We start from the raw sequence: 25,990 nt of genomic DNA, 5'->3' as shown, positions 1-25,990 counted from the left end.
CCTATTAAGGACTAAATTTTACATGACGTAATGTTTGTATACTTCTTCATTTAAAAAAATAACAAAATCCAATTTAAACATTTTCTCAAGAGAACGTAGTTAATGAATATCCTACTTTTTGGTAAAACAGGGCAGGTTGGCTGGGAACTTCAGCGAGCATTGGCGCCATTAGGTAATTTAATTGTGCTTGATGTTAATTCCAAGAAGTACTGTGGAGATTTCAGTAATCCTGAAGGCATTTCTGAGACTGTGCAGATTATCAAGCCGGATGTGATAGTTAATGCTGCGGCATATACTGCTGTTGATAAAGCAGAATCTGAACAAGAACTCGCACAACTTTTAAATGCTACAAGTTTGGATGCCATTGGAAAAGAAGCTACAAAACTTGGTGCATGGGTAATTCACTATTCCACAGATTATGTGTTTCCCGGATGTGGAGAAACGCCATGGCGGGAAACAGATCTTGCTGCTCCACTAAATGTATATGGACAAACAAAACTGGCGGGTGAAAAAGCGCTACAGAAATATTGTGAAAAACACTTAATTTTCCGTACAAGCTGGGTTTATGCAAATAAAGGGAATAACTTTGCCAAAACTATGTTGAAGTTGGCGAAAGAGCGTACTGAGATTTCCGTTATTAACGATCAGTTCGGCGCACCGACAGGTGCTGAATTATTGGCTGATTGTACTGCGCATGCGATTCGCGTTGCATTGATGAAACCAGAAGTAGCTGGTCTTTATCACTTAGTTGCCAGTGGTACGACAACTTGGTACGACTATGCAGCACTTGTCTTTGAAGAGGCTCGTCAAGCAGGAGTTGAACTGGCGCTGAAAAAGCTAAATGCTGTTCCAACAAGTGCATACCCAACACCTGCTCGTCGGCCAAATAATTCACGCCTGAATACAGAAAAATTCCAGAAAAATTTTGGATTGGTTCTTCCTCAATGGGAAATGGGGGTGAAACGTATGTTGAATGAGTTATTTACAGTTACACCTAGTTGATATAGATATTGATCTTTTTGTGATGACTTAAAACGTTAGCAATTCAAAGTTTCTTGTTGCTGTCATTAGTGAACAATACCTGTTTAAGAAGCTTAAAGGTTATAGGTAATGAATGTAATAAAAACAGATATTCCAGATGTCCTTATACTAGAACCACGAGTATTTGGTGATGAACGTGGTTTCTTTTTTGAAAGCTTTAATCAGCGAGCTTTTGAAGATATCGTTGGGCGTAATGTTACCTTTGTTCAAGATAATCACTCAAAATCAAGCAAAGGTGTTTTAAGAGGTTTGCACTTTCAAAAAGGCGAATATGCACAAGGTAAGCTAGTTCGTTGTACCGTTGGTGAAGTGTTTGACGTTGTAGTCGATATTCGTAAAGACACTCCTACTTTTGGTAAATGGGTTGGGGTGTATTTATCGGCAGAAAATAAGCGCCAGCTATGGATCCCTGAAGGCTTTGCACATGGCTTTCTTACCCTCAGTGAAACAGCTGAATTTCTTTATAAAGCAACCAACTACTACGCGCCAGCGAGTGAGGGAAGTATTCTGTGGAATGATAAAACAATTGGCATTGAATGGCCTATTACTCAGCCACCTGAATTATCAGCAAAAGATGCAGCCGCTCCCCAATTTCATCAGGCTTCATTATTTGAGTAGAAAATAATCGTGTCTCATATTATTAAGATATTCCCATCGAGCGTTGAGTTTTCTGGCAAGGAAGATGAGTCTATCCTTGATTCCGCTCTTAAAGCAGGCATTCATCTTGAGCATAGCTGTAAAAATGGTGATTGTGGGGTTTGTGAGTCTGAACTCTTAGCAGGCGAAGCTGTTGATTCAACTGGCAGAGTATTTGGTCAAGGTGAAAGAATTTTGACCTGTAATTGTAAACCTAGGACAGATTTACAATTACAGGCTCACTACTTTCCTGAATTGGCTGGGCAGCTAAAGAAACTTGTACCCTGTAAGGTTAGTAGTAGCTATCTCGTATCAGACGATGTTATGAAGCTAAAACTACGTATGCCACCAACTGCGAATATAGGATTCCTACCGGGGCAATATGTTGATCTTCAATATAAAGGTGTAACCCGTAGTTACTCCATTGCCAATAGTAATGAAAAGGAAGGTATTGAGTTACACATAAGAAATGTTCCTAATGGTCAAATGAGTTCGCTAATTTTTAGCGGTCTACAAGAAAATACCTTAATGAGAATTGAAGGTCCTTGTGGGACATTCTTTATCAGAGACAGTAATAGGCCAATTATTTTCTTGGCCGGTGGTACAGGATTTGCTCCCGTTAAGGCAATGGTAGAACATTTAGTGCAAAAGCAAACGACTCGTGAGATCTATATCTATTGGGGAATGCCGCGAGCTAAGGACTTTTACTCGACATTACCCAATGAATGGAGTGAACAATATAAAAATATTCACTATATTCCAGTTGTCTCTGATGATGATCAGACGTGGGATGGGCGAAAAGGATTTGTCCACCATACGATAATACAAGATTTTGATTCTCTTGAACCCTTTGATATATATGCATGCGGATCGCCTGTGATGATCGATGCTAGTAAAAGGGACTTTATAGCAAAAAATTTATCTATAGATAATTTCTATTCTGATGCTTTTACTGCATCCAGATAATATAAAGGGTTAAACATGAAAGCGGTGATTTTAGCTGGTGGGCTTGGCACCAGATTAAGTGAAGAGACAATTGTAAAACCAAAACCGATGGTTGAGATCGGTGGTAAGCCGATTCTCTGGCACATTATGAAAATGTATTCTTCCCATGGTATTAGAGATTTCATTATCTGCTGTGGCTATAAGGGATATGTTATTAAAGAGTATTTTGCCAACTACTTCTTACATATGTCCGATGTAACATTCCACATGGCCGAAAACCGTATGGAGGTCCACCATAAGCGAGTTGAACCTTGGAATGTAACGCTTGTTGATACTGGTGATGCTTCCATGACTGGTGGACGTTTAAAGCGCGTAGCTGAATATGTGAAGAATGATGAGGCGTTTTTGTTTACCTATGGTGATGGCGTTGCAGATCTTGATATTAAAGCGACTATTGATTTTCATAAGGCGCATGGCAAAAAAGCAACCCTGACCGCAACCTTTCCTCCAGGACGCTTTGGCGCATTGGATATTCGTGGTGGCCAGGTTCAAGCCTTTCAAGAAAAGCCGAAAGGCGATGGTGCCATGATCAACGGCGGCTTCTTTGTGCTCAATCCTTCTGTTATCGACCTCATAGAGAATGATGCTACAACCTGGGAGCAGGAACCTCTGATGACCTTGGCCAAACAGGGGGAACTCATGGCTTATGAGCATACCGGTTTCTGGCAGCCAATGGATACTCTACGCGATAAAACTTATCTTGAAGGGCTGTGGGAAAAGGGTAAAGCCCCCTGGAAAAGCTGGGAGTAATAGAATGATTGATAAAAACTTCTGGCAGGGGAAACGAGTGTTTATTACGGGACATACCGGCTTTAAAGGTAGTTGGTTGTCACTCTGGTTAGCGGAAATGGGAGCTACGCTAAAAGGCTACTCATTGGTTCCACCAACTGAGCCAAGTTTGTTTGAGATTGCCCGTATTAATGATCTGATGGAATCAGAAATTGGCGATATTCGTGATTTTGAAAAGCTACGTAATTCTATAGCGGCTTTTAAGCCAGAAATTGTTTTTCATATGGCGGCACAGCCGCTGGTTCGGCTTTCTTATAAAGAGCCCATTGAAACCTATTCAACAAACGTAATGGGTACGGTACACCTGCTTGAAGCAGTTAAGCAGGTGGGGGGCATAAAGAGCGTTGTAAACATTACTAGCGATAAATGTTATGAAAATCGTGAGTGGGTTTGGGGATATCGTGAAAACGAAGCGATGGGAGGCTACGATCCTTACTCAAATAGTAAAGGTTGCGCGGAACTGGTTGCCTCGGCTTTCCGTAATTCTTTTTTTAACCCAGCAGCCTATGACAAACATGGTGTAGGCCTCGCATCGGTAAGAGCGGGGAACGTGATCGGTGGTGGTGATTGGGCCGAGGATCGTTTGATTCCTGATATTCTACGATCTTTCGAAAATAATCAGCAAGTTATTATTCGTAATCCTCACGCAATTCGCCCGTGGCAGCACGTTCTTGAACCGCTTTCTGGCTATATTGTTGTTGCTCAGCGCTTATATACTGAGGGCGCGAAATATTCGGAAGCATGGAATTTCGGCCCTCGTGAAGAAGATGCGAAAACGGTCGAATTCATTGTTGATAAGATGGTATCACTGTGGGGAGAAGGCGCCTGCTGGTTACTGGACGGCGAAAATCATCCACATGAAGCACATTACCTCAAATTGGATTGCTCCAAAGCACATATGCAGTTAGGCTGGCGTCCACGCTGGGAGCTAACTGAAACACTTGGCCGTATTGTTAAATGGCACAAAGCATGGATAAACGGCGCAGATATGCTGGCTTGTTCAAAGCGCGAAATTCATGACTACATGACAACCACTATTAACTAAAGTAGATAAGTAACAGGAATCAGAGTAATGACAGCAAATAGCCTGCGTGAGCAAATTTCCCAACTCGTTGCCCAATATGCAGATGAGGCACTGAACCCTAAACCTTTTGTTGCAGGTACTAGTGTTGTACCTCCTTCAGGAAAGGTGATTGGTGCGAAAGAGTTACAGCTGATGGTGGAAGCCTCTTTAGACGGTTGGCTCACTACTGGCCGTTTTAATGATGCTTTTGAAAAGAAGCTGGGCGAGTTCATTGGTGTCCCTCATGTTTTGACCACAACTTCCGGCTCCTCTGCGAACTTACTTGCACTGACTGCGCTAACCTCACCTAAACTGGGCGATAGAGCGTTAAAGCCAGGTGATGAAGTTATTACCGTAGCTGCGGGCTTCCCGACTACCGTAAACCCAGCGATTCAAAACGGCTTGGTTCCTGTTTTTGTTGATGTTGATATTCCGACATACAATATTAATGCTTCACTTATTGAGGCCGCAATAAGTGATAAATCAAAAGCAATTATGATTGCGCATACATTGGGTAATACCTTTGATTTGAAAGAAGTTCGTCGCATCGCAGATAAATATAATCTGTGGCTGATTGAAGATTGCTGCGATGCGCTTGGTTCGACATATGACGGTAAAATGGTAGGAACTTTTGGCGATATAGGTACCGTTAGCTTCTATCCTGCGCATCATATCACTATGGGAGAGGGAGGGGCTGTATTTACCAAATCTGGCGAGTTGAAAAAAATAATCGAGTCTTTCCGTGATTGGGGACGCGATTGTTACTGTGCACCAGGATGTGATAACACCTGTGGTAAACGTTTCGGTCAGCAATTGGGCTCATTGCCGTTTGGCTATGACCATAAATATACGTATTCACATCTGGGTTATAACCTTAAGATTACGGATATGCAGGCGGCATGCGGATTGGCGCAGTTGGAGCGAATTGAAGAGTTCGTCGAGAAACGCAAGGAGAACTTTGCTTATCTGAAGCAGGGATTACAGTCTTGTGCTGAGTTTCTGGAATTGCCCGAAGCAACTGAAAAATCCGATCCCTCATGGTTTGGTTTCCCTATCACACTGAAAGAAACCAGCGGTGTTACTCGTGTTGATTTGGTTAAGTTTCTTGATGAAGCCAAAATCGGTACCCGCTTGCTGTTTGCTGGTAACTTAACGCGTCAACCGTATTTTGCTAACGTGAAATATCGTGTTGTAGGGGAGTTAACGAATACGGATCGTATTATGAATCAGACTTTCTGGATTGGTATTTATCCTGGGTTGACGAACGATCATCTAGACTATGTCGTGAGTAAGTTTGAAGAATTTTTTGGATTAAATTTCTGAGTTTATTAGAGTGGTAAGAACCAGAGTTTTTCTGGTTCTTTTGGTTTTGAGGTTACTATGAAAGCTTCTGATGCAATCGCTGAAGTACTGAGTGCGAATGATGTTGAATATGGTTTTGAATTAATTGGTGGGATGATTACCCATCTTGTCGATAGCATTAATGTATTAGGTAAAACTAAGCTTATATCTTTACATCATGAACAAGCAGCAGCATTTGCAGCAGGGGGCGTCGCAAGAGCGACGGGTAATCAGAAGTTGGGCTTGGCCTTAGGGACTAGTGGGCCTGGGGCTACAAATCTTATTACGGGGATAGCTGACTGTTGGTTGGATAGTTATCCATGTATATTCATTACTGGGCAAGTAAACACGAATGAGCTCAAGCAGGATAGAAAAATCCGGCAGCAAGGTTTTCAAGAACTTGACATTATAAGTATTGTTAAAAGCATTACTAAATTTTCACATCAAGTATTATATAAAGAAGAAATAATTCCTGTATTACAACAGGCAATAAATATTGCACGAAGCGGACGTCCAGGCCCTGTCTTGATCGATATCCCGATGGATTTACAGCGAGCCGAATTGCCTGATTCTGTGATGGACTATCTTGTTAAGGAAGAAGGGATATCTGATGATTTGAGTCAGGAAACGATAATCGGTGATAAATTTAATGCTGTATTTAATTTATTAGAAAAATCACATAGGCCTCTTTTTCTTATTGGAGGAGGGGCAATTAATGAACATAATTACAATGATTGGAAAAGGGCTATTTCAAAAGTTGGTATTCCACATATTAGTAGCCTGAAAGGTAGTGAAAGAACTTATGCAGATAGTGGTTATTATGGCATGGTGGGAAGCTATGGCACGCGAACCGCTAACTTTGCTATTCAACACTGTGATTTGCTTGTTGTTCTAGGAAGCCGAATGGATGTAAGGCAAACCGGTGCGGATACGAGTGATTTTGCAAGAAATGCGAAAATAGTGCAGATAGATCTTGAAGAAGGCCAGTTAGAAAATCGCGTAAGTGCTGATGTAAGTATTTTGTCTCGATGTAAAGATTTTTTCCAGGAGCACTTAGAACTAATTGAAATAGCTTCTTATCGCTTAAATATAAAGAGTTGGCGGGACGAGTTGGACTCACATTGGAATGAAAATTATACAGATGAGTACTCCGAGTGGTCTATTAGCCCATTTCAGATATGTAGGTTATTAAATATAAGTTTTAATAATAGACCCGTACATTATGTTACTGATGTTGGTAACAACCAGATGTGGGTCGCTCATTCATTATTACTTAATGAACAACAAGTAATCCACCATTCTGGTGGACTCGGTGCAATGGGATTTGCCATACCAACTGCAATTGGTGTAGCGTATGCTGCGAAGTGTCAGACAGTAATATTGGCTGGTGATGGTGGGGCTCAGTTAAATATCCAAGAGTTAGATATTATTGCTAGAGAGCGACTGCCGATACTAACGATTGTTTTCAATAATCAATCATTGGGTATGGTTAGAGCCTTTCAGGAAATGTATTTTGATGGGCGCAATGATTCAACGTACTGGAGTGGATATAGTTCATCATTTAGTAGTATTGGTAAAGCTTACAATATTGAATCTTTTGCAACAGCTAGATTAGAAGAACTGGATGAATATATTAATAAATTTATAAGAGAGCAAAAGCCAATGCTTATTGAGATATTAATGAGCGACGCTCGAGAATGTCGTCCTCGCTTGGCATTTGGTAATCCAATTGATAAGCAATATCCAATAAGGTAAGTTATGCGCTCAATTATTGATGATGATTTGAAGTATATAGAGAATTCTATTTCCTCATGGGAAAAGTTACGTGGGAAACGAATTCTTATAACCGGAGCTAATGGTTTTATACCAGCATATATGGTTGAAACGATCATATATCTAAATGAAAGTCTAAAGTTAAATGCAAAAGTATTTGCATTGGTAAGAAATAAAGAAAAGGCACTTTCTAGATTTTCACACTTGATAGGTAAAATTGGATTAGAATTCATAGTACAGGATGTATGTGATCCTATCAAATTAATAGAACCAATTAATTTTATTATTCATGCCGCTAGTCAAGCTAGTCCAAAATATTACGGCGTGGATCCCATAGGAACTTTAACTGCGAATACTATTGGTTCATATAACATTTTGACATTTGCTGAGAAACAGAAAGAGTTAAGATCTCTATTATATTTTAGTAGTGCGGAAGTTTATGGTGATACAAGTACTAGTGAGGAGTATATAAAAGAAAATGATTTTGGTTCACTGGATTGTATGACGCTACGGGCATGCTACGCAGAAAGTAAGCGTATGGGGGAAACAATGTGTAATTCATGGTGGCATCAGAAAAATATACCAACTAAAATAATTAGGATATTCCATACTTACGGGCCTGGAATGGATCTTGACGACGGACGTGTATTTGCTGATTTTGTAAAAGACATAGTGAATGATAAAAGCATCGAAATTAAAAGTGATGGAAAAGCTATTAGGTCATTTTGTTATCTTGCCGATACTGTTATTGCTGCATTTAAAGTATTATTAGATGCACCAAATGGTGAGGTATATAATGTTGGTAATGAAGATAATCAAGTTGATATGAATGAGCTTGCCCATATTTTATCTGGTATTGTTAATAAAGATAGTTCGATGATAAAACGAGATATAAATGAGGAGAATGGATATTTATCGAATAAAGTTAGTAAAATAATTCCCAACACAGAAAAGTTGAGGTCATTAGGTTGGGGCCCAGAGTTTAGTATCGAGGATGGATTTTCTAGGACTATAACTTATTATAAAAAATAGTGATTACTTTTTTTATAAGAAAATGAAATGTTTGATATAAAAACATTACTGATATTAGTATGACAATAGCTATGGTTTTATATTTTGAAAAAATTTGCCCATAAACTTGGTATTGATTTTGATATTGGAAGTACATTACTTTTAAGAATATGGTCTACGGTATCTGGTGGAATGTTAGTGCTACTGATACCAATATTTCTTTCTTCAGCAGAACAGGGATACTATTTTACATTTTCTAGCATTATAGCAATGCAGGTTTTTTTTGAGTTAGGGTTTAATTTTGTTATAACACAGATGATTAGTCATGAAATGGTCAATGTGTCGTTGGTTAATAACAAACTAGTAGGAAATGAGAATTCAATCAACAGGATTTATTCACTCATTCGGATGCTTATAAGATGGTATGGCGTAGTGTCTGTACTTTTTTTTATTGTGGTATTTTTTGTCGGTGCCTATTTCTTTTCTGTAAAAGGAAGTTTATTAAGAGATGATTGGATAGTTGCATGGACGCTTATTACGTTGTTTTCTGCAATTAATCTTTTTATAAGTCCTTTTTTTTCTGTTCTTGAAGGTATGGGACTGGTTGGTCGAGTGGCACAAGTTAGACTATTCCAATCTATCTTGGGATATTCACTATTGCTCTGTCTATTTCTTTTCCACTATAGGCTTAATGCTTTACCTGCTATAAGTGGTGTCGCAGCATTTACGGGGTTTAGTTTTTTGCTCTATCGCTATTATCCTATCTTATTTGAACCCATAAAAAGAATTGTGAAAGAGAAGAAGATATCTTGGCGGCGTGAAATTTTCCCTTTTCAATGGCGAATGGCATTAAGTTGGCTTAGTGGATATTTAATTTTTCAATTATTTAATCCACTAATTTTTGCAAACCAAGGGGCAATAGAAGCAGGGAAAGTGGGCTTAAGTTTAGCCATATTCTCAACAATATTATCCCTGTCTATAAGTTGGGTTAATGCAAAGGTTCCTACTTTAGCAAAATTTATTTCAGCGGAGAATAAGAGGGAAGTTAATAATTTATTTTCTAACTTATTAATTAAGTCTACGGTTGCTAATATATTTTGCTCAATTTCTTTTATTATTGTAGTTTGTATTTTAAAGTATTATAATTTCTTACTTGTTGAAAGGTTAGTTGATGTAGATATTCTTATTATGATGTCTATTATTACTGTGGTTAATCATGTTGTATATTGCTGTGCAACTTATATGAGAGCTCACAAAGAAGAGCCAATGTTATTCAATTCTATTATTACGGGGGGACTCGTTAGTTTTTCAATATACTTTTTATCTAAAGTTAGTGTATTTGTTACTATTCTCTCTTATCTTTTAATCTTATCTCTTATTTGCTTTCCTTGGACAATTTTGTTATTTAACAAATATTTTCGTAAGAATAAATTGATTTAAAAATAATATATATTGTTTGTAATTAATATTGTTATAAAAATTTTTAATTTAAATTTTGTCGTAATTTCTGTCATTGAATGTTTTTAAGTTTTCCATATCTAAATTTATAGTTATGTAAGACATCAACTACTGTTTAATGTAGTATTAGGATGATTGAAAGTGGAGAGCCATTGCCGTGAGTGAGATTTTGTTGTCAATTTGCATACCTACATATAATAGGTATTTTTACTTAAAAAGATTGCTTGAATCTTTATTGCCCCAACTGGCATACTTTAAAGATAAGGTTGAGGTAGTTATATCAGATAATGCATCTTTGGATAAAACTATCCATTTATGTGATGAATATGCTAAAAGATATCCGTTTTTTAGGTACAGCCAAAATTCTAAAAATGAAGGGCCCGACTATAATATTCATAATGCTTTTGATCATGCAAAGGGACGTTATGTTTGGATTGTAGGTGATGATGAAGTTGTTATTAACAATGCCATTGGAAATGTATTTTCTCTTTTAGAAATATATGAACCAAACTTTATTTTTCTAAACAGTGTTAGTGGCAGTGTTGATAAGCTAGTCAAGTTAGACTCTATTAATTATCTAGTGACAGATAATAATGAGAAGTTCTCAAGACTAATTGGTGTGTACTCTACTTTTATTTCAGCCTGTATTATAAATAAAAGTGTCTTAGTCGCTAGTGAGCTGTATGAGGGAAATGAATATAAGAAATTACTTGGAAGTTATCTCGTTCAATTATCGTGGGTTCTGCCATCTCTATTACATGGTGGTATATATATATTCGTTCAGACACCTTTAATTATTGCTCAACAAGATAATTCAGGTGGATATAAATATGTTACGGTTTTTTCCGCTAATTTCTTAGGTATAATAAAGTCTTATTATAAAGAAGGAAGCAGCCTGTATAATAGCTTCTTGTTATCTGCATTATTACATTTGTATCATTTTCAATATAATACTGAGATGAGTAATTATGTATCTGAAAATAGCACTTTTTTAATGAAGCGGGCTTTTTCTTCTTCATATTTATATAGGTATGTTATTTCCCCATTTGGTAAAATGAGGCTTTCCTATCTTTTAATAATGAATATAACGAGAATTCGGCGGTTTTTCCTTAAAATAACTCTCAAGAAAAGAAAAATTGATTCTATGATATCATAAGGTAAACGAAATTAATATGGCATAGAGCGTTATGAGTTGATGATAATATGTTCTCTATAGGTGTTAGAGGGAAATGGAATCTAAAGTTCAGATGGTTTGTTAGATAAGCAATTCATCGTGGAGGAATTACATTAAGTTGTTAACAAACGGTAGATCATAACCATTAATATTAGTATGCATGCTGATTATTAAAGATAAAATATAATTTATACTGATGCTATCAACTTAATATACGTGGACATATAAGAATGTAACTGTATCTAGAGTATAGCTATTAAATCTCCTAAAATAACCATGACGGTTTTAAAGGGCGTTATTCTATTTTATGTTTGCTTGATGCTCTGAAATAGCAATGAATAAAAATGATTGCAAGATAAAAAGAGTATATGCTTGATTTGTTCCTAAGGGGAAAGTATATAGCCTTAAATATATCGAGGATAATGTAAAAATTAAGGCTGTAGGGAAGGGGAAAGAATATAATTATGTAGGAGAAATATCTTCTTATGGGAATTGCTTAATGTAGAGTCCTGTAAAATTTTCCTAATATATTAACTTGAGTTGTAAATGTGAATCCAGAGATAGGATCTATGATGAATATAATAATTATTATTTTTGTTTTTTTTTCTTTTATTATTGATTCTGGCGGGCCTATTGGGATTCGATATATAGGATTATTCTTTGTTATTATAGGCGCTATTCTCCATTTATATTTTAATAGTAATTACAAGTCAGAACGTCATATGCTAGTTTCTTATTTCCTTTTTCTCTTTCTAGCTATGGCTGGTCTTGGTGTGTCATTAATTGGTGGGCAGAGTATAGCTGATATTATTATTTGGATAGCTCCGCTCTTATTTATTCCTTTCTTTTTTTGGTTCTTTTCTCTCTATAATAAAACTGAATTATTGAAGGGGGTTGTCTATTCTGGGTATGTATTTTCAATAACGATATTAGTAGTATTTATTCTTCTTCTAGTATATGGTCAAAGTGTAACTGATTATTTTAATTCTTTTCCTGGTTGGTTTTATGTGCGAGATGATGGCTATCCGCAAGTTTATTTTCAAAGCACACTTGTGATGGTTGCGATTTCATTATATTCATTCTTCTCTGGATACAGAAAATCGGCTTTCTTTTTTGTATTTTTATTAGGCCTATGTTTGTCTAGATTTGGTGTTTTTACTGTATTATTTTTCATGTTAATGGCTGCCTTTTTTAAGAAGGAAACTATTGCAAAATTTATTAGATATTTATTTCTTCCCCAAGCTGTTCTCGTGTTATTAGCCTTTGTTATGGTTTATCTTCCATATTCAAACTTAAGTATTATAGATGATCCTTATGATGGAATTAGTATCCGCTTGGGACATTTAGTTTCAGTTTTTAATAATCTTGATGGATTCAATATTTTATTTGGCATGGGGCCTGGTTCCCATTTTTACTCTATAGGATTCAATTCGTTTACAGACAATATAGAAATTAGCCAGCTAGAGATTATTAGAAAGTATGGGGTTTTAGGATATTTACTTCATAGTCTTGCATTCTTTTATATTTTAATCTTATTCTATAAGAGGGAACGATATCAAGAAATAATATCACTATATGGTTTTTATCTTGTATCATATTCTAACCCAGTACTTGTCTCTTTCACGTTCTCTGTTTTTCTAGGGCTTTTGATGGCCATTAGTTTAAATAAGAAGAAGTTAACACACCCTTTGAATATTAGGTTTTCATAATGACTAATGCTAGTGAGTGCATATATGGTATTCTGGTAACTTACAATCCTAATTTAAATGAATTAATAAAAGTCTTATCTTCAATTCAGCCTCAGGTTGATCATTTAATTATTTTTGATAATGGTTCAAAAAATTCATTTTCTATTGCTGATAGTATAAAATTTCAGACTCAGGTAATAACTTTTATTCAAAATGATACAAATATTGGGCTTGCTGATGCACAAAATATCGCTGTGAAGATGGCTATAAAAAGCAAGGCTTCTCATATACTACTATTTGATCAAGATAGTGTTATTGAGCCATTTTTTGTTAAAGCCTTATTAGATGCAGAATGTGAGCTTATTAATAAAGGTGAGTCTGTTGCTGCTGTTGGGCCAATATTCTATGATCCCATCTCTAATAAATTATATCCAGCTACCGTATATTGTGGCCCATTTATTCGGCGTATAGATCCTACGGATATAATAGATGCAACTTTCATAATTGCTTCCGGTTGTTTGATTCGGACTAGTGTATTAGAAGATATTGGCCTAATGAAAGGTGATTTATTTATAGATTATATTGATGTAGAATGGTCATTAAGAGCAAAAAATATGGGGTATCGTGTTTTTATATCACCAAAAGCTAAAATGGCTCATTCTATTGGAGACCGCCGAATATCTGTTTTCGGTCGACAAATTTCAGTACATAGTCCTATTAGACGGTACTATCTTCTAAGGAATAGCTTTTATATGGTTCGGTTACCCTATGTTCCATTTGGATATAAGTTACGAGAGAGTGTGTTTAATTTTCTAAGGCTTTTATTTGGTTATTTTAGCTCTGAGAATAGAAAAGATTATTTATATTATGCTTATCATGGAATTAAAGATGGTATACGTGGTAAGTTTGGTGCCTTCGAGCGTATTGAAAAATAGTTTTCATAGATAAAAACTATCCAATTAATTTCGTGAGATAAAATTCATAACTCACCTTGGTCCAGATCCTCTGTCAGAGAAAATGGTATTCAAATTATAGATAAAGATAGAGAGAAAGATATTATATATAGATTTGTTATGAATTTTGTTAGTCTACTAATATATTTTTATGATTGAGTTATTCCCGGTAAATATTCATGATAAAGATTGTACATATACAATTGTTACCTTTACTGAGCGGTGTTCAGCGAGTTTGTTTAGATGAATTGCAACGCTTGGATCCTTTTATTTATGAGAGATTCTTAATTTGTAAAGAAAGCGGCCCCTTATCTAAGGAGGCTGAAAAGATAGGTGTAAAGTGTATATTTGTTGATGAGCTATGTAGGGACATTAATATAAAAAATGATTTTCTAGCACTTTGTTCATTATTCAAGATAATAAAAAAATATAGATTCGATATTGTTCACACCCACTCTTCTAAGACTGGGGTTTTAGGGCGTATTGCTGCCTATATCGCTAGGACGCCTTATATTATACATACAGTACATGGTTTTTCATTCTCATCTGCAAATACTAGAATTCAAAAAGCAATTTATTTTATAATGGAGCGCTTAGGTATTATATGTGGAGATGATATTATTACTCTACATGATGATGATAAAATCATAGCTTTAAGGGATCTTAAGGTTAATTGTAAAAGAATACATGTAATACCCAATGGTGTTGATATTAATAAGTTCTATTCTTTTACTTATGAAAATAAATTAAAAATACGAGAAAAAGAAGGTTTCTCCCATCATGATATTATCATCGGTATGTTAGGTAGATTATGGGAACAGAAGAACCCGTTATTTTTATTAAGGGCTTTTAATATAATATCCAAGAAATTCCCTAATGTAAAACTTGTTTATATCGGTGATGGTGATTTAAAGAAAGATATACTTGAATGTATTTCATATGAAGGACTAACGGATAAAGTCAAAGTATTGGGATGGAGAGAGGATACAGAATTTCTTTTAAATATACTAGACATCTTTGTTCTTCCTTCAAAATGGGAAGGGATGCCATTAGCTATTCTTGAGGCTCAGAGTGTTGAATTACCCTGTTTAGTTTCAGATATTCCTGGAAATAGACATATAGTGAAGAATAATAAGACAGGCTTGTTATTTAATCTTAATAATATAGATGATTTAATTTTAAATTTGGATAAAGTTATTATTAATCAATCTGTTCGTAAGTTTTTAGGCGAAGAGGCTAGGGAAGATGTATGTAGAAACCATAATATCGATAAGCGTATCCAGATCATACATAATTTATATCAGAAACGCCTAAGGATGGAATAATATAAATTGGTTTTTTATTAAGTTAAGCTGCATATTAATGCATAAGTATGCAGCTATTAATTTGTTCCTATACAAACCTCCCCCTATACCTCTCCACCCACATCGCCGTTGCCCCACAAACGGCAACCGGCATAATGAACAAGTTCAGGATCGGCACCATAGTAAACAAACTAACAACCATGCCGAACTGTACGTTGCGCACCTTTTCCTGGCTCAACGTTAGCTTCATATCTGAAAAGCTTATCTTATGGTTATCGAACGGATAGTCGTTGTACTGAATGGACAGCATCCAGGCGCTAAACAGGAACCACAGCACGGGGAAGACCGTTTGGCCGACGCCGGGAATGAAATACAGAATCAAAAGCAGTAGGGCGCGGGGCAGGTAATAGACCAGCTTAAGCCATTCGCGCTTCATGATGCGCGGGACGTCTTTCACCAACCCAAAGATGCCGGTGTCCGGCAGCGGTTTGCCCGTAAGCTTTGCTTCCAGTTGCTCCGCTAGCAGCCCATTAAAGGGAGCTGCAATCCAGTTGGCGATTGTGCTGAAAAAGTAGCCGAAAATAAGCAGAATCGATATTACGGCCAGCGGCCAGAGCAGGTAGCTAAGCCACTGCAGCCAGTCGGGAACGTAGCTCATCATCGCCGGGATCCATTCTCCCAGCTTACCGTAAAGCCACCAGAAAGCGCCGCCTACCAGAAGGATATTCACCAGCAGCGGCAGAACGACAAAGCGTCGAATGCCAGGCATCCTGACCAACTTGAAGCCTTGAGCAATGTAGTGAAAACCGCTTTTTTCAGGTAAATTTTGTCGAATTGAGTCTTGTGTCATGCGTTAAAGTTCCCGTTATAAACGCAAATCAGGTTATCATATTCTATGATAAATACATTACGAACTTTGTGAAGCTTAAAAAGTAGACAAAAAAGTAGAAAAAATCGTATTTATCGTGAATAAAAATGAGCATAGACTTGCACTTGGATACGTAGGCAAATAGGATTATGTAGGTAGTATGTTTGCCGCGGTGGCACGTATAAAAAGCAGAGATAGCAACGATGCAGAATTTGCGTCTGATATTGATAGTCGTTGGCGCTATAGCGATTCTAGCGTTACTCGTACACGGTTTATGGACTAGCCGTAAAGAACGCTCATCTATTTTTCGTGATAAGCCCTTCAAGCGTGGGATTACACAGAAAAAAGAACAACCTTTTGACTCTCTGGACGAAGGCGTCGGTGAGGTGAGGGTGCGTTCTGTGTCTACGCCGTCGGCCGATCCATTGGTTTCATCTTCCTCTCCTCGTAAGTCAGAGGAGCCTATCATTTCGTCTATTGGCGAGCCGCAAGAGCCAGACCTCGTTGATTCAGCGACGGAAGATGCAAAGGAACCATCCCCGATTCAAATGTCGTTTGATGACGTCTTACTTGACGACAATGAGCCGGAAGAAGTTGAACAGCCCGCAGCAACGAATGCGTCCGACAGCGCTGAGCAAAGCGCCGTTTCGTCTCCTGAGCCGCTAAAAGAGCTGGTTATTGTTTTGCACGTGTCGGCGCTTAACGGCGGCACGGTGGCCGGAGAACCCCTGCTGCAGAGCATTCTGCACGCTGGTTTTAAGTTTGGCGCGATGAATATTTTCCACCGCCACGTCGACCCGGCCGGCAGCGGCCCCGTGTTGTTTAGCTTGGCCAACATGGTCAAGCCCGGTTCGTTTGACCCGGAACATATGGCGGATTTTTCGACCCCGGGCGTATCCATCTTTATGATGGTGCCTTCCTACGGAGATGCTCACCAGAACTTTAAGCTGATGCTGCAGTCCGCTCAGCGCATTGCGGACGATGTGGGCGGCGTCGTGCTGGACGAATCCCGCCACATGATGACGCCGCAGAAGCTGGAAACGTATAAAGCGCAAATTCGCGAAGTGCTGGAAAATACGGCCAAGCCGACAAAATAATACGGTTCGTTTTTATTCAATAAACCCCCGCCTGCCGGGGGTTTTTTATCATATGAGTGGTGAATTATGACGTCGCTAGAGCAGCGTTTAAATCAACTTAGAGACCAACTGCGTCATCATGAATATCTCTATCACGTTCTGGATGCGCCGGAAGTGCCGGATGCAGAATACGATCGCCTGATGCGCGAACTGCGCGAAATTGAGGCCGCTCATCCCGAACTGATTACCGACGATTCACCGACCCAGCGCGTCGGCGCCGCGCCGCTTTCCGCGTTCAATCAGGTGACGCACGAAGTGCCCATGCTGTCTCTGGATAACGTATTTGATGAGGCAAGCTACTTGGCGTTTGATAAGCGCCTGCACGATCGCTTAAAGAGCGATGATGAGATTACCTTCTGCTGTGAGCTGAAGTTGGACGGCCTGGCGGTAAGCCTCCTGTATGAAGACGGGCGCCTGGTGCAGGCCGCAACCCGAGGCGACGGTACGACGGGGGAAAACATCACCTCTAACGTTCGCACTATCCGCGCAATACCGCTGCGTCTTCAGGGCGCTGATATTCCTCGTCGTCTGGAAGTGCGCGGGGAAGTTTTCATGCCGCAGGCAGGCTTTGAGGCGCTTAACGATCACGCTCGCCGTAACCATGAGAAGGTGTTTGCCAATCCGCGCAACGCGGCGGCGGGCTCGCTGCGTCAGCTGGATCCCCGAATCACGGCCAAGAGGCCTCTGACCTTTTTCTGTTACGGAGTAGGGCTTATTGACGGTGGGGTTCTGCCTGAAAGCCATATGGCGCGTCTGCAAAAATTTAAAGAGTGGGGGCTGCCGGTCAGCGACCGCATTCGCCTGTGCAAGGGGAGCGAAGAAGTGCTGGCGTTTTATCGTCAGGTTCAGGAAGATCGTGCAACGCTAGGGTTTGATATTGATGGCGTCGTTATCAAGGTTGATTCTCTGGAGCTACAGGAGGCGCTGGGCTTCGTCGCCAGAGCGCCTCGGTGGGCTACCGCCTTTAAATTTCCCGCACAGGAGCAGATGACGGTTGTACGAGACGTTGAGTTTCAGGTTGGACGCACCGGAGCCATTACGCCCGTCGCTCGCCTTGAGCCCGTCAGCGTGGCCGGCGTGACGGTCAGCAATGCTACGCTGCATAATGCTGACGAAATTGCTCGCCTGGGCCTGTGTATTGGCGATACGGTCGTTATACGCCGGGCGGGAGACGTTATTCCCCAGGTTGTAGGAGTTATTGAGGCGGAACGCCCGTCAGACGCAAAGGCGATTGTTTTCCCGACGTCCTGCCCGGTTTGCGGTTCGGCGATCGAGCGCGTAGAAGGGGAGGCAGTAGCTCGCTGCACGGGCGGGTTGGTTTGCGCAGCCCAGCGTAAAGAGGCGCTAAAACACTTCGTATCCCGTCGGGCGATGGACGTTGAGGGGATGGGCGACAAGATTATCGAACAGTTGGTAGACAAAGAATATGTGAAGACGCCCGCCGATCTGTATCGCCTCAGTCTCGGCATTCTTACTCGCCTTGAGCGAATGGGGCCGAAATCTGCGCAAAACCTGCTGGAAGCGCTGGAAAAGTCGAAAAGCACTACGCTGGCGCGTTTCCTGTTCGGCCTGGGCATTCGCGAAGTCGGTGAGGCGACTGCGGCAAACCTGGCGTCCCACTTCGGTTCTTTACCGGCTATTGAACAGGCCGATATCGACGCGCTAAAAGAGGTTCAGGACGTTGGCGAGGTCGTGGCTAAGCATACCTATAACTTTTTTAGGGAAGAGCATAACCGAAGCATCTTGGCCGAATTAACGGGGCCAGAGATCGGCATTCACTGGCCCGCGCCGGTCGTGATTGTTGCCGAAGAGATAGACAGTCCGTTTGCCGGTAAAACCGTGGTGCTGACCGGTTCTCTAAGCCAAATGTCGCGAGACGACGCCAAAGCTCGCCTGATAGCGTTAGGAGCCAAGGTGAGCGGCAGCGTGTCGAAGAAAACCGATATGGTGATTGCCGGTGAAGCGGCCGGTTCCAAACTTGCCAAGGCGCGGGAGTTGGACATTCCGATTATTGACGAGGCCGAGATGCTTCGGCTGCTAGGCGTTTAAGGTTCGGCCATTCTGATGATAGAAAAAACGCACCTGATAAAAATCGCTAATACGCCCATGCCGTTTGGCAAATATAAAGGACGTATGCTGGTAGACGTGCCGGATGAATACCTGCTGTGGTTCGCCAAAAAGGGCTTCCCGAAAGGGGAGCTCGGCGAGCTGATGGAGCTTACGCTGGCGCTGAAGATTGAAGGGCTGGACAGCGTGATTCGGCCGTTGAAAGGTAAAGCCTGAAAAAGTAGTCACGCGTAATAGGGAAGGGCCGAGGGATTTTAAATCCCTTGTGCCTTTTTGATAGAAAAACAGAAATAAAAAAAGCGCCTTAAGCGCTCATTCAATTCGTTCTACTTCAAAATAATGGTGGGTCGTATAGGATTCGAACCTATGACCAATTGGTTAAAAGCCAACTGCTCTACCGACTGAGCTAACGACCCAATAACTGCCAGATAGTAGATGGTGGGTGATACCGGGTTCGAACCAGTGACCCCCTCCTTGTAAGGGAGGTGCTCTCCCAACTGAGCTAATCACCCCAAAAACTATCTATTTTGCTGAGAGCGCTGGTGGGTGATACCGGGTTCGAACCAGTGACCCCCTCCTTGTAAGGGAGGTGCTCTCCCAACTGAGCTAATCACCCTGAAACCGCCTACTCTCATAACTGCAACAACTACACAAGAAGATGGTGGGTGATACCGGGTTCGAACCAGTGACCCCCTCCTTGTAAGGGAGGTGCTCTCCCAACTGAGCTAATCACCCTTCTCGTGTGGAGTCGCATTATAGGGAACGAAGCAACTGAGTCAATGGTTTTTTCTACGAATCTGACCGTTCGTCGTAAAATTAGTCAGACCCGCAAGGTTTTTTACCAATGAGCGGCTTTGTTCTGCGCGGGAACGTTGAGGATTCAACGACTGGTGGTAGAATATCGGCTACTTTTTGTCGCGGCCCTTAATCTTTCTCTTTGCGATAAGCGACCGCCAATCATGTTTATACCATCTTGAACAAGGCCAACGTTGAATGTCCATGAAAATAAAAACGCGTTTTGCACCAAGCCCAACGGGAGATCTCCACGTCGGCGGCGCCCGTACAGCCCTTTATTCCTGGCTTTTTTCCCGTCATTTTGGCGGCGATTTCGTTTTGCGCATTGAAGATACCGATCTGGAACGCTCAACCCAGCAGGCGATTGACGCCATCATGGACGGTATGAACTGGCTTAACATCGATTGGGATGAAGGCCCTTATTTTCAAACCAAGCGCTTTGACCGTTATAATGCTGTGATTGACGAGATGCTCAAAGCGGGAACGGCCTATAAGTGCTACTGCTCTAAAGAGCGTCTGGAGCAGCTTCGCGAAGATCAAATCGCCCGCGGCGAGAAGGCCCGCTACGACGGCCACTGCCGCGACAGCCAGTGCCAGCACGGCGACGACGAGCCGCACGTTGTTCGCTTCCGCAACCCGCAGGAAGGCTCCGTCATTTTTGATGACAAGATCCGCGGCCCGATTGAAATCAGCAACCAGGAACTTGATGACCTGATCATTCGTCGCACCGACGGCGCGCCGACCTACAACTTCTGCGTGGTGATCGACGACTGGGACATGGAAATTACCCACGTCATTCGTGGAGAAGACCACATCAACAACACGCCGCGCCAGATCAACATCCTGAAAGCGCTGGGCGCGCCGGTGCCGGAATATGCCCACGTGTCCATGATTTTGGGCGACGACGGCCAGAAGCTGTCCAAGCGCAACGGCGCGGCAAGCGTGATGCAGTACCGCGACGCAGGCTACCTGCCAGAAGCGCTGCTGAACTATCTGGTGCGCTTGGGCTGGTCCCACGGCGATCAGGAAATCTTTAGCGTTGATGAAATGAAGCAGCTGTTTACGCTGGACGCGGTCAGCAAGTCCGCCAGCGCGTTTAACACTGAAAAGCTTCAGTGGCTGAACCACCACTATATTAACCATCTACCGCCTGAGCACGTTGCCGTTCACCTGGCGTGGCATATCAACCAGCTGGGCTATAACACCCAGAATGGCCCAGAGCTGGTGGAGATCGTTAAGCTGCTCGGCGAGCGCTGCAAAACGTTAAAAGAGATGGCGGAGTCCTGCCGCTACTTCTACGAAGAGTTTGACGAGTTTGATGCCGATGCGGCGAAGAAGCACCTGCGCCCGGTCGCCAAAGAGCCTCTGGAGCGCGTTCGCGCCAAGCTTGAGGCGATTACCGACTGGACGGTGGAAAACGTCCACCATGCGATTGAAGGCACCGCGACGGAGCTGGAGATCGGCATGGGCAAAATCGGCATGCCGCTGCGCGTAGCCGTCACCGGCTGCGGCCAGTCGCCGTCGGTTGACGCGACCGTTCAGGCTATCGGCAAGTCTCGCTCTTTAGCGCGTATTGATAGGGCGTTAGCCTTTATTGATGCAAGAGCGGCCCAGTAGTAAAGTATAAAGAGTACAAAAGCCGGGCAGCGCCCGGCTTTTTTGTCGATGACGTAAGCGATTTGCTCTCTTTTTCAACATTCGAACAATTTGTTTTAATTAGGCGTTGACAGACGTCCCCGATGTTTCATATTATGCGCCCGTCCCGTTAAGACAGCCGGCGGTTGAACTAACGAAGACAGTTTGGGGTTATAGCTCAGCTGGGAGAGCGCTTGCATGGCATGCAAGAGGTCGACGGTTCGATCCCGTCTAGCTCCACCAAATTCTAAGAGGCCGATGCGAAAGCATCGGCCTTTTGCTTTTCTATCTCCAATAAAAAAGGGCCACTATGGCCCTTATCTCTTTCCCTAAACTCACCTCAACATCGTCGACATCGCCGAAAAGCAGTTAAGGATGCGAATGGCGGACTGGACGGACTCCGCGTTAAAGCCCACCTCGTCGCTTGCCAGCCGTTCGACGATCGGTAGCTGGCCGAACAGGTCTGCCAGCGCTGGGGTTTGGGTTTGTAGGCGGCAGGTAATCGGCGGTTCGATTTTAAAAGGATGCCACTGGGCCGGATTTTCCACCAGCATGCGGGCGGCGTCGTAAATAGCCCGGCAGGACTCTTCCGGCGTGATGGACAGACCGCTGTTTTGGCCTTCTGCCTGCTTGGTTTCAACGAAGGTGACTTCAGGAAACAATGGCAGCGTTTCTTCAATAAAGACGTCGTCGCCAGCGATAAGCGCGACGGGAACGCCGAATTCGCCCGCCAGCGCGCCATACAGGCCCGCTTCGCCCAGCTCCATGTCGTTAAGCCAGATGCGGGAGAACGCAAAGCTATTTATCGTATGGGCCAGGATGCCGCGGGTTTTTGACTTGGAGTGATAGCCAATCATAAACATCGCATCGGGGGAGCGCTCAACGCCGGACGCCATGCTCAGGTAGCGCGGCTTGCCCTGAAGCAGCAGCGCGCGCGGATCCAGGCGATCGGCGATGATGTTGCGAAAGCTGCCGTGCGAGTCGTTGACGATAACCTCTTTGGCTCCGCCGTCCAGCGCGGCGCGCACGGCCGCGTTGGCCTCGTTGGTCATCCAGACGCGGGCGCGCTCATATTCGCCGTTGCCGGGGCGAACCTGTTCGGGATGAAATACCCCGGCGACGCCTTCAATATCGGTAGAGATAAGCACTTTCACGATTGAATTCTCCTTTATGATGCCAATAAACTCTGTAGATCTGGGGCTAAATCACGCAGTGATACCCGGCGGTTGCCGTCTCGCCCGTCGGTGGTGGTCGCATACCAGAGCGCGTTGACGATGGCCTGCTCGACGCTGTCGGCGGTAGCCTGGAACAGCGGATCCATCAGGGCGTCGTGTAGGAAGGCGACGGAAGGCATTGGGCGGTCGGTCTGTTGTGGAACGGTATAGGCGGTGGAAAAGGCCAGCGAGATGTCGCCGCTGCCGTTGCCGAAGAAGGCGCCGGTGCGCGACAGGCCAACGCCGGCGCGTAGGGATAACCGACCCAGCTGGCGGGAATCCAGCGGCGCGTCAGTGGCGACAATCATGATGATAGAGCCTTTTTCTTCCATCAGGGCCTGCTGTTCAAGGCGCTCTTTTAACAGGGTTCCCAAATGTTTGCCCGCCAGCGTGAAGGTTGGCAGGCGGCCGAAGTTGGCTAAAACCAGCGCGCCGACCGTGTAGGTTTGGCCAGAGGCCAGCGTGGCGATCCGGGAGGCGGAACCGATGCCGCCCTTAAGCTCGAAGCAGGACATCCCACGCCCCGCGCCGACGGTGCCCTGTGCAAACTGAGCGTTGGCTTCTTTTAAGGCCGTCTCGTAGTGGCTATCGTTCAGGATCATGGCCTGAATGTCGTTGAGATAGCCGTCGTTGCACTCAAACACTAGCGGATTTACCGTCGACCACGCCCGCCCGATTTCCGGATTTTGTGCAACGGCCTGGCGAATTTGCGCCTGCGCCATAGCGCCGACCGAAAACGTATTGGTTAACGCAATCGGCGTCTCCAGCACGCCAAGCTCGTCGACCTGCACCAGGCCGACGCTTTTACCAAAGCCGTTAAGAACCGTTGCCGCAGCGGGGACCTTATCGCAAAACAGGTTTCCCGAATGGGGCGTAATCACCGTTACTCCGGTTTGATGGGCGCCGTCGTTGACGGTGCTGTGCCCGACCTCCAGTCCCTGTACGTCAGTAATCAGGTTGAGTTTACCGGCGGGGAGCTGGCCAATGTAGGGAGGTAATACAGAGTGTGCAGAAGTCGCCATGAGGTAATGCCTTTTTTCTTATTCGGATAATAACGCGTTGTATCACAGAGCGTTCTGGCACTCTGCGATACAGCGCAGCTATTTTTACTTTCTACCTTACTACCTTCTATTTCTGGTCGATTTTAGGATCTAACGCATCGCGCAGCCCGTCTCCCAGCAGGTTAAACGCCAGTACGGTCAGGAAAATGGCGATGCTGGGGAAGATAGCGACGTGCGGCGCCATCACCATATCGGCGCGGGCTTCGTTGAGCATGGCTCCCCACTCCGGCGTCGGCGGCTGGGCGCCCATGCCTAAAAACGACAGGCTGGCGGCGGTGATGATAGAGGTACCGATCCGCATGGTGAAATAGACCACGATGGACGAAACGGTGCCGGGCAGAATGTGGCGCATAATGATGGTCCAGTCGGACGCGCCAAGGCTTCGGACGGCTTCGACGTAGGTCAGGTTCTTTATCACCAGCGTATTGCCGCGCACCAGGCGAGCAAAGGCGGGGATGCTGAATATCGCTACGGCGACGATGACGTTCGTCATGCCGCTACCCATAATCGCCACCACGCCAATCGCCAGCAGGATGCCGGGGAAAGCGAACAGCACGTCGGAGATGCGCATCGTGATGCGATCCCACCAGCCCTCATAGTAGCCCGCCATCAGTCCCATAAAGGTGCCGATCACTGCGCCGAGCGCAACGGAGAAGAAGCCCGCGGCCAGCGAGATTTTCGTGCCGGCGATGATGCGGCTAAGAATATCTCTGCCCAGCGAATCAACGCCGAACCAGTGCAGCGCTGACGGGCCTTCGTTGAGCCTTTCGTAGTCAAAGTAGTTTTCCGGATCGAAAGGCGTGAGCCAAGGGCTTAAAACGGCAATAATTACCAGCAACAGGACGAAAACGCCCGCCGCGACGGCGACGTGCTGTTTGCGAAACTTGCGCCAGAACTCGCTCCACGGCGTACGGACGTTTTTTGCGTCGGAGCCGGATACTGCGGTTGGTTCGACGGTCGTTGATGAACTCATATCGGCTCCTCCTATTTATATTTGATCGTGGGGTTAATGGCGGCGTAGAGCATATCGACTATCAGGTTGATCAGGATAAACTCCAGTGAAAACAGCAGGACCTCCGCCTGAATAACCGGATAGTCGCGGGCTTCTACCGAGTCAACCAGCAGTCGGCCCAGCCCCGGCCAGTTAAACACTTTTTCAACCACGATGGAGCCGCCGAGCAGAAAGCCAAACTGCAGGCCCATCATCGTCACCACCGGGATCATGGCGTTACGAAGCCCGTGCTTGATAACGACAACCCGCTCTTTCAGGCCTTTGGCCCGAGCGGTGCGAATAAAGTCTTCCTGTAATACCTCGACGAAGGAAGCGCGGGTAAAGCGCGCCATCACCGCCGCAACGGCAGCGCCCAGAGTGATGGAGGGAAGGATGTAGTGCTTCCAGCTGTCGGCGCCGACCGTAGGCAGCCAGCCTAAGTTGACGGAAAAAACCTGCATCAGCAGCATCCCCAGCGCGAACGAGGGGAAAGAGATGCCGGATACCGCGAGCGTCATGCCCAGGCGATCGGGCCATTTATTGCGCCAAACGGCGGAAATAATGCCGATGCTCATACCGAAGATCACGGCCCAGACCATGCTGGTTACCGTAAGCCAGAAGGTGGGCATAAAGCGCGAGGCGATCTCTTCGCTGACGGGGCGCTTAGTGCGAATGGACGTACCGAAATCGCCCTGCACCATATTGGTAAAAAAGCTGACGAACTGCTGGGGCAGCGGCTTGTCCAGTCCGAGGTCTTTACGCACCAGGTTGACGACGGTTTCGTCCGCCTCGGGGCCTGCGGCTAACCGGGCGGGGTCGCCGGGCAGCATGTGGACAAACAGGAACACCAATACCATCACGATAAGCAGCGTCGGTATCAGGCCCAGAAGCCGTTTTAAAAAGTAACTCGACATGTTATGAACTCAGAAAACAGCACTTTCTTATTAGAGCGCGCCCTCCCGATGAAGGGCGCGCGGCGACGCGGTT

At 43.8% G+C, this 25,990-nt stretch carries 22 protein-coding genes and 5 tRNA genes; 18 read left to right on the top strand and 9 right to left on the bottom strand.

Annotated features, from left to right (window positions below; all coding sequences use genetic code 11):
• The first annotated feature begins 102 nt into the window (after window positions 1-102).
• The 13 genes from rfbD to G544_RS0107105 all read left to right on the top strand — a co-directional run bounded on the left by rfbD (window position 103) and on the right by G544_RS0107105 (window position 15,257).
• Entirely contained in the window at window positions 103-1,002 is a 900-nt protein-coding gene (gene rfbD, locus G544_RS0107165) for a dTDP-4-dehydrorhamnose reductase (RefSeq protein WP_027273958.1), read from the top strand.
• A 108-nt stretch (window positions 1,003-1,110) separates the two neighbouring features.
• Window positions 1,111-1,659 carry a dTDP-4-dehydrorhamnose 3,5-epimerase gene (rfbC, locus tag G544_RS21640; RefSeq protein WP_027273957.1) on the top strand — a complete coding sequence of 183 codons (549 nt, stop codon included), beginning with the start codon at window positions 1,111-1,113 and terminating at the stop codon, window positions 1,657-1,659.
• A 9-nt stretch (window positions 1,660-1,668) separates the two neighbouring features.
• The gene (locus G544_RS0107155) at window positions 1,669-2,643 is read left to right on the top strand and encodes a CDP-6-deoxy-delta-3,4-glucoseen reductase (RefSeq protein ID WP_027273956.1); all 975 of its coding nucleotides are present in this window, start codon (window positions 1,669-1,671) and stop codon (window positions 2,641-2,643) included.
• A gap of 15 nt (window positions 2,644-2,658) precedes the next feature.
• The gene (gene rfbF, locus G544_RS0107150) at window positions 2,659-3,432 is read left to right on the top strand and encodes a glucose-1-phosphate cytidylyltransferase (RefSeq protein ID WP_027273955.1); all 774 of its coding nucleotides are present in this window, start codon (window positions 2,659-2,661) and stop codon (window positions 3,430-3,432) included.
• A gap of 4 nt (window positions 3,433-3,436) precedes the next feature.
• The gene (gene rfbG / locus G544_RS0107145) at window positions 3,437-4,516 is read left to right on the top strand and encodes a CDP-glucose 4,6-dehydratase (RefSeq protein ID WP_027273954.1); all 1,080 of its coding nucleotides are present in this window, start codon (window positions 3,437-3,439) and stop codon (window positions 4,514-4,516) included.
• A gap of 27 nt (window positions 4,517-4,543) precedes the next feature.
• Entirely contained in the window at window positions 4,544-5,857 is a 1,314-nt protein-coding gene (gene rfbH, locus G544_RS0107140; RefSeq protein ID WP_027273953.1) for a lipopolysaccharide biosynthesis protein RfbH, read from the top strand.
• A 57-nt stretch (window positions 5,858-5,914) separates the two neighbouring features.
• A complete protein-coding gene (locus tag G544_RS0107135; protein WP_027273952.1) occupies window positions 5,915-7,630 on the top strand; it encodes a thiamine pyrophosphate-binding protein in 1,716 nt (571 codons plus the stop codon).
• A gap of 3 nt (window positions 7,631-7,633) precedes the next feature.
• Window positions 7,634-8,680, top strand: a complete 1,047-nt coding sequence (locus G544_RS0107130; RefSeq protein WP_027273951.1) for an NAD-dependent epimerase/dehydratase family protein — start codon at window positions 7,634-7,636, stop codon at window positions 8,678-8,680.
• 84 nt (window positions 8,681-8,764) lie between these two features.
• Window positions 8,765-10,099, top strand: a complete 1,335-nt coding sequence (locus G544_RS0107125; RefSeq protein WP_134388996.1) for a hypothetical protein — start codon at window positions 8,765-8,767, stop codon at window positions 10,097-10,099.
• A 175-nt stretch (window positions 10,100-10,274) separates the two neighbouring features.
• Window positions 10,275-11,273: a glycosyltransferase family 2 protein gene (locus tag G544_RS21635; RefSeq protein WP_071783318.1), complete on the top strand. Its 999-nt coding sequence runs from the start codon at window positions 10,275-10,277 to the stop codon at window positions 11,271-11,273.
• A 590-nt stretch (window positions 11,274-11,863) separates the two neighbouring features.
• Complete coding sequence (locus G544_RS0107115; protein ID WP_027273949.1) at window positions 11,864-13,000, top strand: hypothetical protein; 1,137 nt, start codon at window positions 11,864-11,866, stop codon at window positions 12,998-13,000.
• Complete coding sequence (locus G544_RS0107110) at window positions 13,000-13,914, top strand: glycosyltransferase family 2 protein (protein WP_027273948.1); 915 nt, start codon at window positions 13,000-13,002, stop codon at window positions 13,912-13,914. The genes G544_RS0107115 and G544_RS0107110 overlap by 1 nt, the downstream gene beginning before the upstream one ends.
• A gap of 197 nt (window positions 13,915-14,111) precedes the next feature.
• Window positions 14,112-15,257 (top strand): glycosyltransferase family 4 protein, encoded by a 1,146-nt coding sequence (locus G544_RS0107105; protein WP_027273947.1) that lies wholly within the window; start codon window positions 14,112-14,114, stop codon window positions 15,255-15,257.
• A 67-nt stretch (window positions 15,258-15,324) separates the two neighbouring features.
• Here G544_RS0107105 and cysZ read toward each other — a convergent pair whose 3' ends face one another.
• Window positions 15,325-16,086, bottom strand: a complete 762-nt coding sequence (cysZ, locus tag G544_RS0107100; protein ID WP_036023568.1) for a sulfate transporter CysZ — start codon at window positions 16,084-16,086, stop codon at window positions 15,325-15,327.
• 221 nt (window positions 16,087-16,307) lie between these two features.
• On the opposite strand from cysZ, the gene zipA reads away from it, so the two are divergent.
• From zipA to G544_RS0107085, 3 genes are all read left to right on the top strand, one after another.
• The gene (gene zipA, locus G544_RS0107095) at window positions 16,308-17,201 is read left to right on the top strand and encodes a cell division protein ZipA (protein WP_027273945.1); all 894 of its coding nucleotides are present in this window, start codon (window positions 16,308-16,310) and stop codon (window positions 17,199-17,201) included.
• A 66-nt stretch (window positions 17,202-17,267) separates the two neighbouring features.
• Entirely contained in the window at window positions 17,268-19,289 is a 2,022-nt protein-coding gene (gene ligA, locus G544_RS0107090; protein ID WP_027273944.1) for an NAD-dependent DNA ligase LigA, read from the top strand.
• Window positions 19,290-19,307: 18 nt separating this feature from the next.
• Window positions 19,308-19,523 (top strand): DUF3820 family protein, encoded by a 216-nt coding sequence (locus G544_RS0107085; RefSeq protein WP_211218899.1) that lies wholly within the window; start codon window positions 19,308-19,310, stop codon window positions 19,521-19,523.
• A 124-nt stretch (window positions 19,524-19,647) separates the two neighbouring features.
• On the opposite strand, the gene G544_RS0107080 is transcribed toward G544_RS0107085, so the two are convergent.
• The 4 genes from G544_RS0107080 to G544_RS0107065 all read right to left on the bottom strand — a co-directional run bounded on the left by G544_RS0107080 (window position 19,648) and on the right by G544_RS0107065 (window position 20,042).
• Window positions 19,648-19,723 (bottom strand) — tRNA-Lys (locus G544_RS0107080).
• 20 nt (window positions 19,724-19,743) lie between these two features.
• A tRNA-Val gene (locus G544_RS0107075) sits at window positions 19,744-19,819 on the bottom strand.
• A 28-nt stretch (window positions 19,820-19,847) separates the two neighbouring features.
• Window positions 19,848-19,923, bottom strand: a tRNA-Val gene (locus G544_RS0107070).
• Between the two features lie 43 nt (window positions 19,924-19,966).
• Window positions 19,967-20,042, bottom strand: a tRNA-Val gene (locus G544_RS0107065).
• A gap of 264 nt (window positions 20,043-20,306) precedes the next feature.
• Here G544_RS0107065 and gltX point away from each other — a divergent pair.
• Together gltX and G544_RS0107055 are read left to right on the top strand one after the other, a co-directional pair.
• Window positions 20,307-21,719 carry a glutamate--tRNA ligase gene (gene gltX / locus G544_RS0107060; RefSeq protein WP_027273942.1) on the top strand — a complete coding sequence of 471 codons (1,413 nt, stop codon included), beginning with the start codon at window positions 20,307-20,309 and terminating at the stop codon, window positions 21,717-21,719.
• Window positions 21,720-21,904: 185 nt separating this feature from the next.
• Window positions 21,905-21,980: transfer RNA gene (locus tag G544_RS0107055), tRNA-Ala, on the top strand.
• Between the two features lie 92 nt (window positions 21,981-22,072).
• On the opposite strand, the gene G544_RS0107050 is transcribed toward G544_RS0107055, so the two are convergent.
• The 4 genes from G544_RS0107050 to gsiC all read right to left on the bottom strand — a co-directional run bounded on the left by G544_RS0107050 (window position 22,073) and on the right by gsiC (window position 25,917).
• Window positions 22,073-22,891 carry a M55 family metallopeptidase gene (locus tag G544_RS0107050; RefSeq protein WP_027273941.1) on the bottom strand — a complete coding sequence of 273 codons (819 nt, stop codon included), beginning with the start codon at window positions 22,889-22,891 and terminating at the stop codon, window positions 22,073-22,075.
• 14 nt (window positions 22,892-22,905) lie between these two features.
• Window positions 22,906-23,973, bottom strand: a complete 1,068-nt coding sequence (locus G544_RS0107045; protein WP_027273940.1) for a DmpA family aminopeptidase — start codon at window positions 23,971-23,973, stop codon at window positions 22,906-22,908.
• A 106-nt stretch (window positions 23,974-24,079) separates the two neighbouring features.
• Entirely contained in the window at window positions 24,080-24,985 is a 906-nt protein-coding gene (gsiD, locus tag G544_RS0107040; protein WP_027273939.1) for a glutathione ABC transporter permease GsiD, read from the bottom strand.
• 11 nt (window positions 24,986-24,996) lie between these two features.
• The gene (gsiC, locus tag G544_RS0107035; RefSeq protein ID WP_027273938.1) at window positions 24,997-25,917 is read right to left on the bottom strand and encodes a glutathione ABC transporter permease GsiC; all 921 of its coding nucleotides are present in this window, start codon (window positions 25,915-25,917) and stop codon (window positions 24,997-24,999) included.
• Between the last annotated feature and the right edge of the window lie 73 nt (window positions 25,918-25,990).

Source organism: Leminorella grimontii ATCC 33999 = DSM 5078 (assembly GCF_000439085.1).
Classification (GTDB): domain Bacteria; phylum Pseudomonadota; class Gammaproteobacteria; order Enterobacterales; family Enterobacteriaceae; genus Leminorella; species Leminorella grimontii.
The sequence above is the reverse complement of the archived record's forward strand: the minus strand, read 5'-3'. Positions and strand labels throughout refer to the sequence as shown.

Bases quoted from the DNA above. Each gene is read 5' to 3' on its own strand.
- rfbD (WP_027273958.1), top strand. From the start codon at position 103: ATGAATATCCTACTTTTTGGTAAAACAGGGCAGGTTGGCTGGGAACTT.
- gsiD (WP_027273939.1), bottom strand. From the start codon at position 24,985: ATGAGTTCATCAACGACCGTCGAACCAACCGCAGTATCCGGCTCCGAC.
- G544_RS0107110 (WP_027273948.1), top strand. From the start codon at position 13,000: ATGACTAATGCTAGTGAGTGCATATATGGTATTCTGGTAACTTACAAT.
- G544_RS0107135 (WP_027273952.1), top strand. From the start codon at position 5,915: ATGAAAGCTTCTGATGCAATCGCTGAAGTACTGAGTGCGAATGATGTT.
- rfbG (WP_027273954.1), top strand. From the start codon at position 3,437: ATGATTGATAAAAACTTCTGGCAGGGGAAACGAGTGTTTATTACGGGA.
- G544_RS0107105 (WP_027273947.1), top strand. From the start codon at position 14,112: ATGATAAAGATTGTACATATACAATTGTTACCTTTACTGAGCGGTGTT.
- zipA (WP_027273945.1), top strand. From the start codon at position 16,308: ATGCAGAATTTGCGTCTGATATTGATAGTCGTTGGCGCTATAGCGATT.
- G544_RS0107045 (WP_027273940.1), bottom strand. From the start codon at position 23,973: ATGGCGACTTCTGCACACTCTGTATTACCTCCCTACATTGGCCAGCTC.
- rfbF (WP_027273955.1), top strand. From the start codon at position 2,659: ATGAAAGCGGTGATTTTAGCTGGTGGGCTTGGCACCAGATTAAGTGAA.
- gltX (WP_027273942.1), top strand. From the start codon at position 20,307: ATGAAAATAAAAACGCGTTTTGCACCAAGCCCAACGGGAGATCTCCAC.
- G544_RS0107130 (WP_027273951.1), top strand. From the start codon at position 7,634: ATGCGCTCAATTATTGATGATGATTTGAAGTATATAGAGAATTCTATT.
- gsiC (WP_027273938.1), bottom strand. From the start codon at position 25,917: ATGTCGAGTTACTTTTTAAAACGGCTTCTGGGCCTGATACCGACGCTG.
- rfbH (WP_027273953.1), top strand. From the start codon at position 4,544: ATGACAGCAAATAGCCTGCGTGAGCAAATTTCCCAACTCGTTGCCCAA.
- ligA (WP_027273944.1), top strand. From the start codon at position 17,268: ATGACGTCGCTAGAGCAGCGTTTAAATCAACTTAGAGACCAACTGCGT.
- G544_RS0107115 (WP_027273949.1), top strand. From the start codon at position 11,864: ATGAATATAATAATTATTATTTTTGTTTTTTTTTCTTTTATTATTGAT.
- cysZ (WP_036023568.1), bottom strand. From the start codon at position 16,086: ATGACACAAGACTCAATTCGACAAAATTTACCTGAAAAAAGCGGTTTT.
- rfbC (WP_027273957.1), top strand. From the start codon at position 1,111: ATGAATGTAATAAAAACAGATATTCCAGATGTCCTTATACTAGAACCA.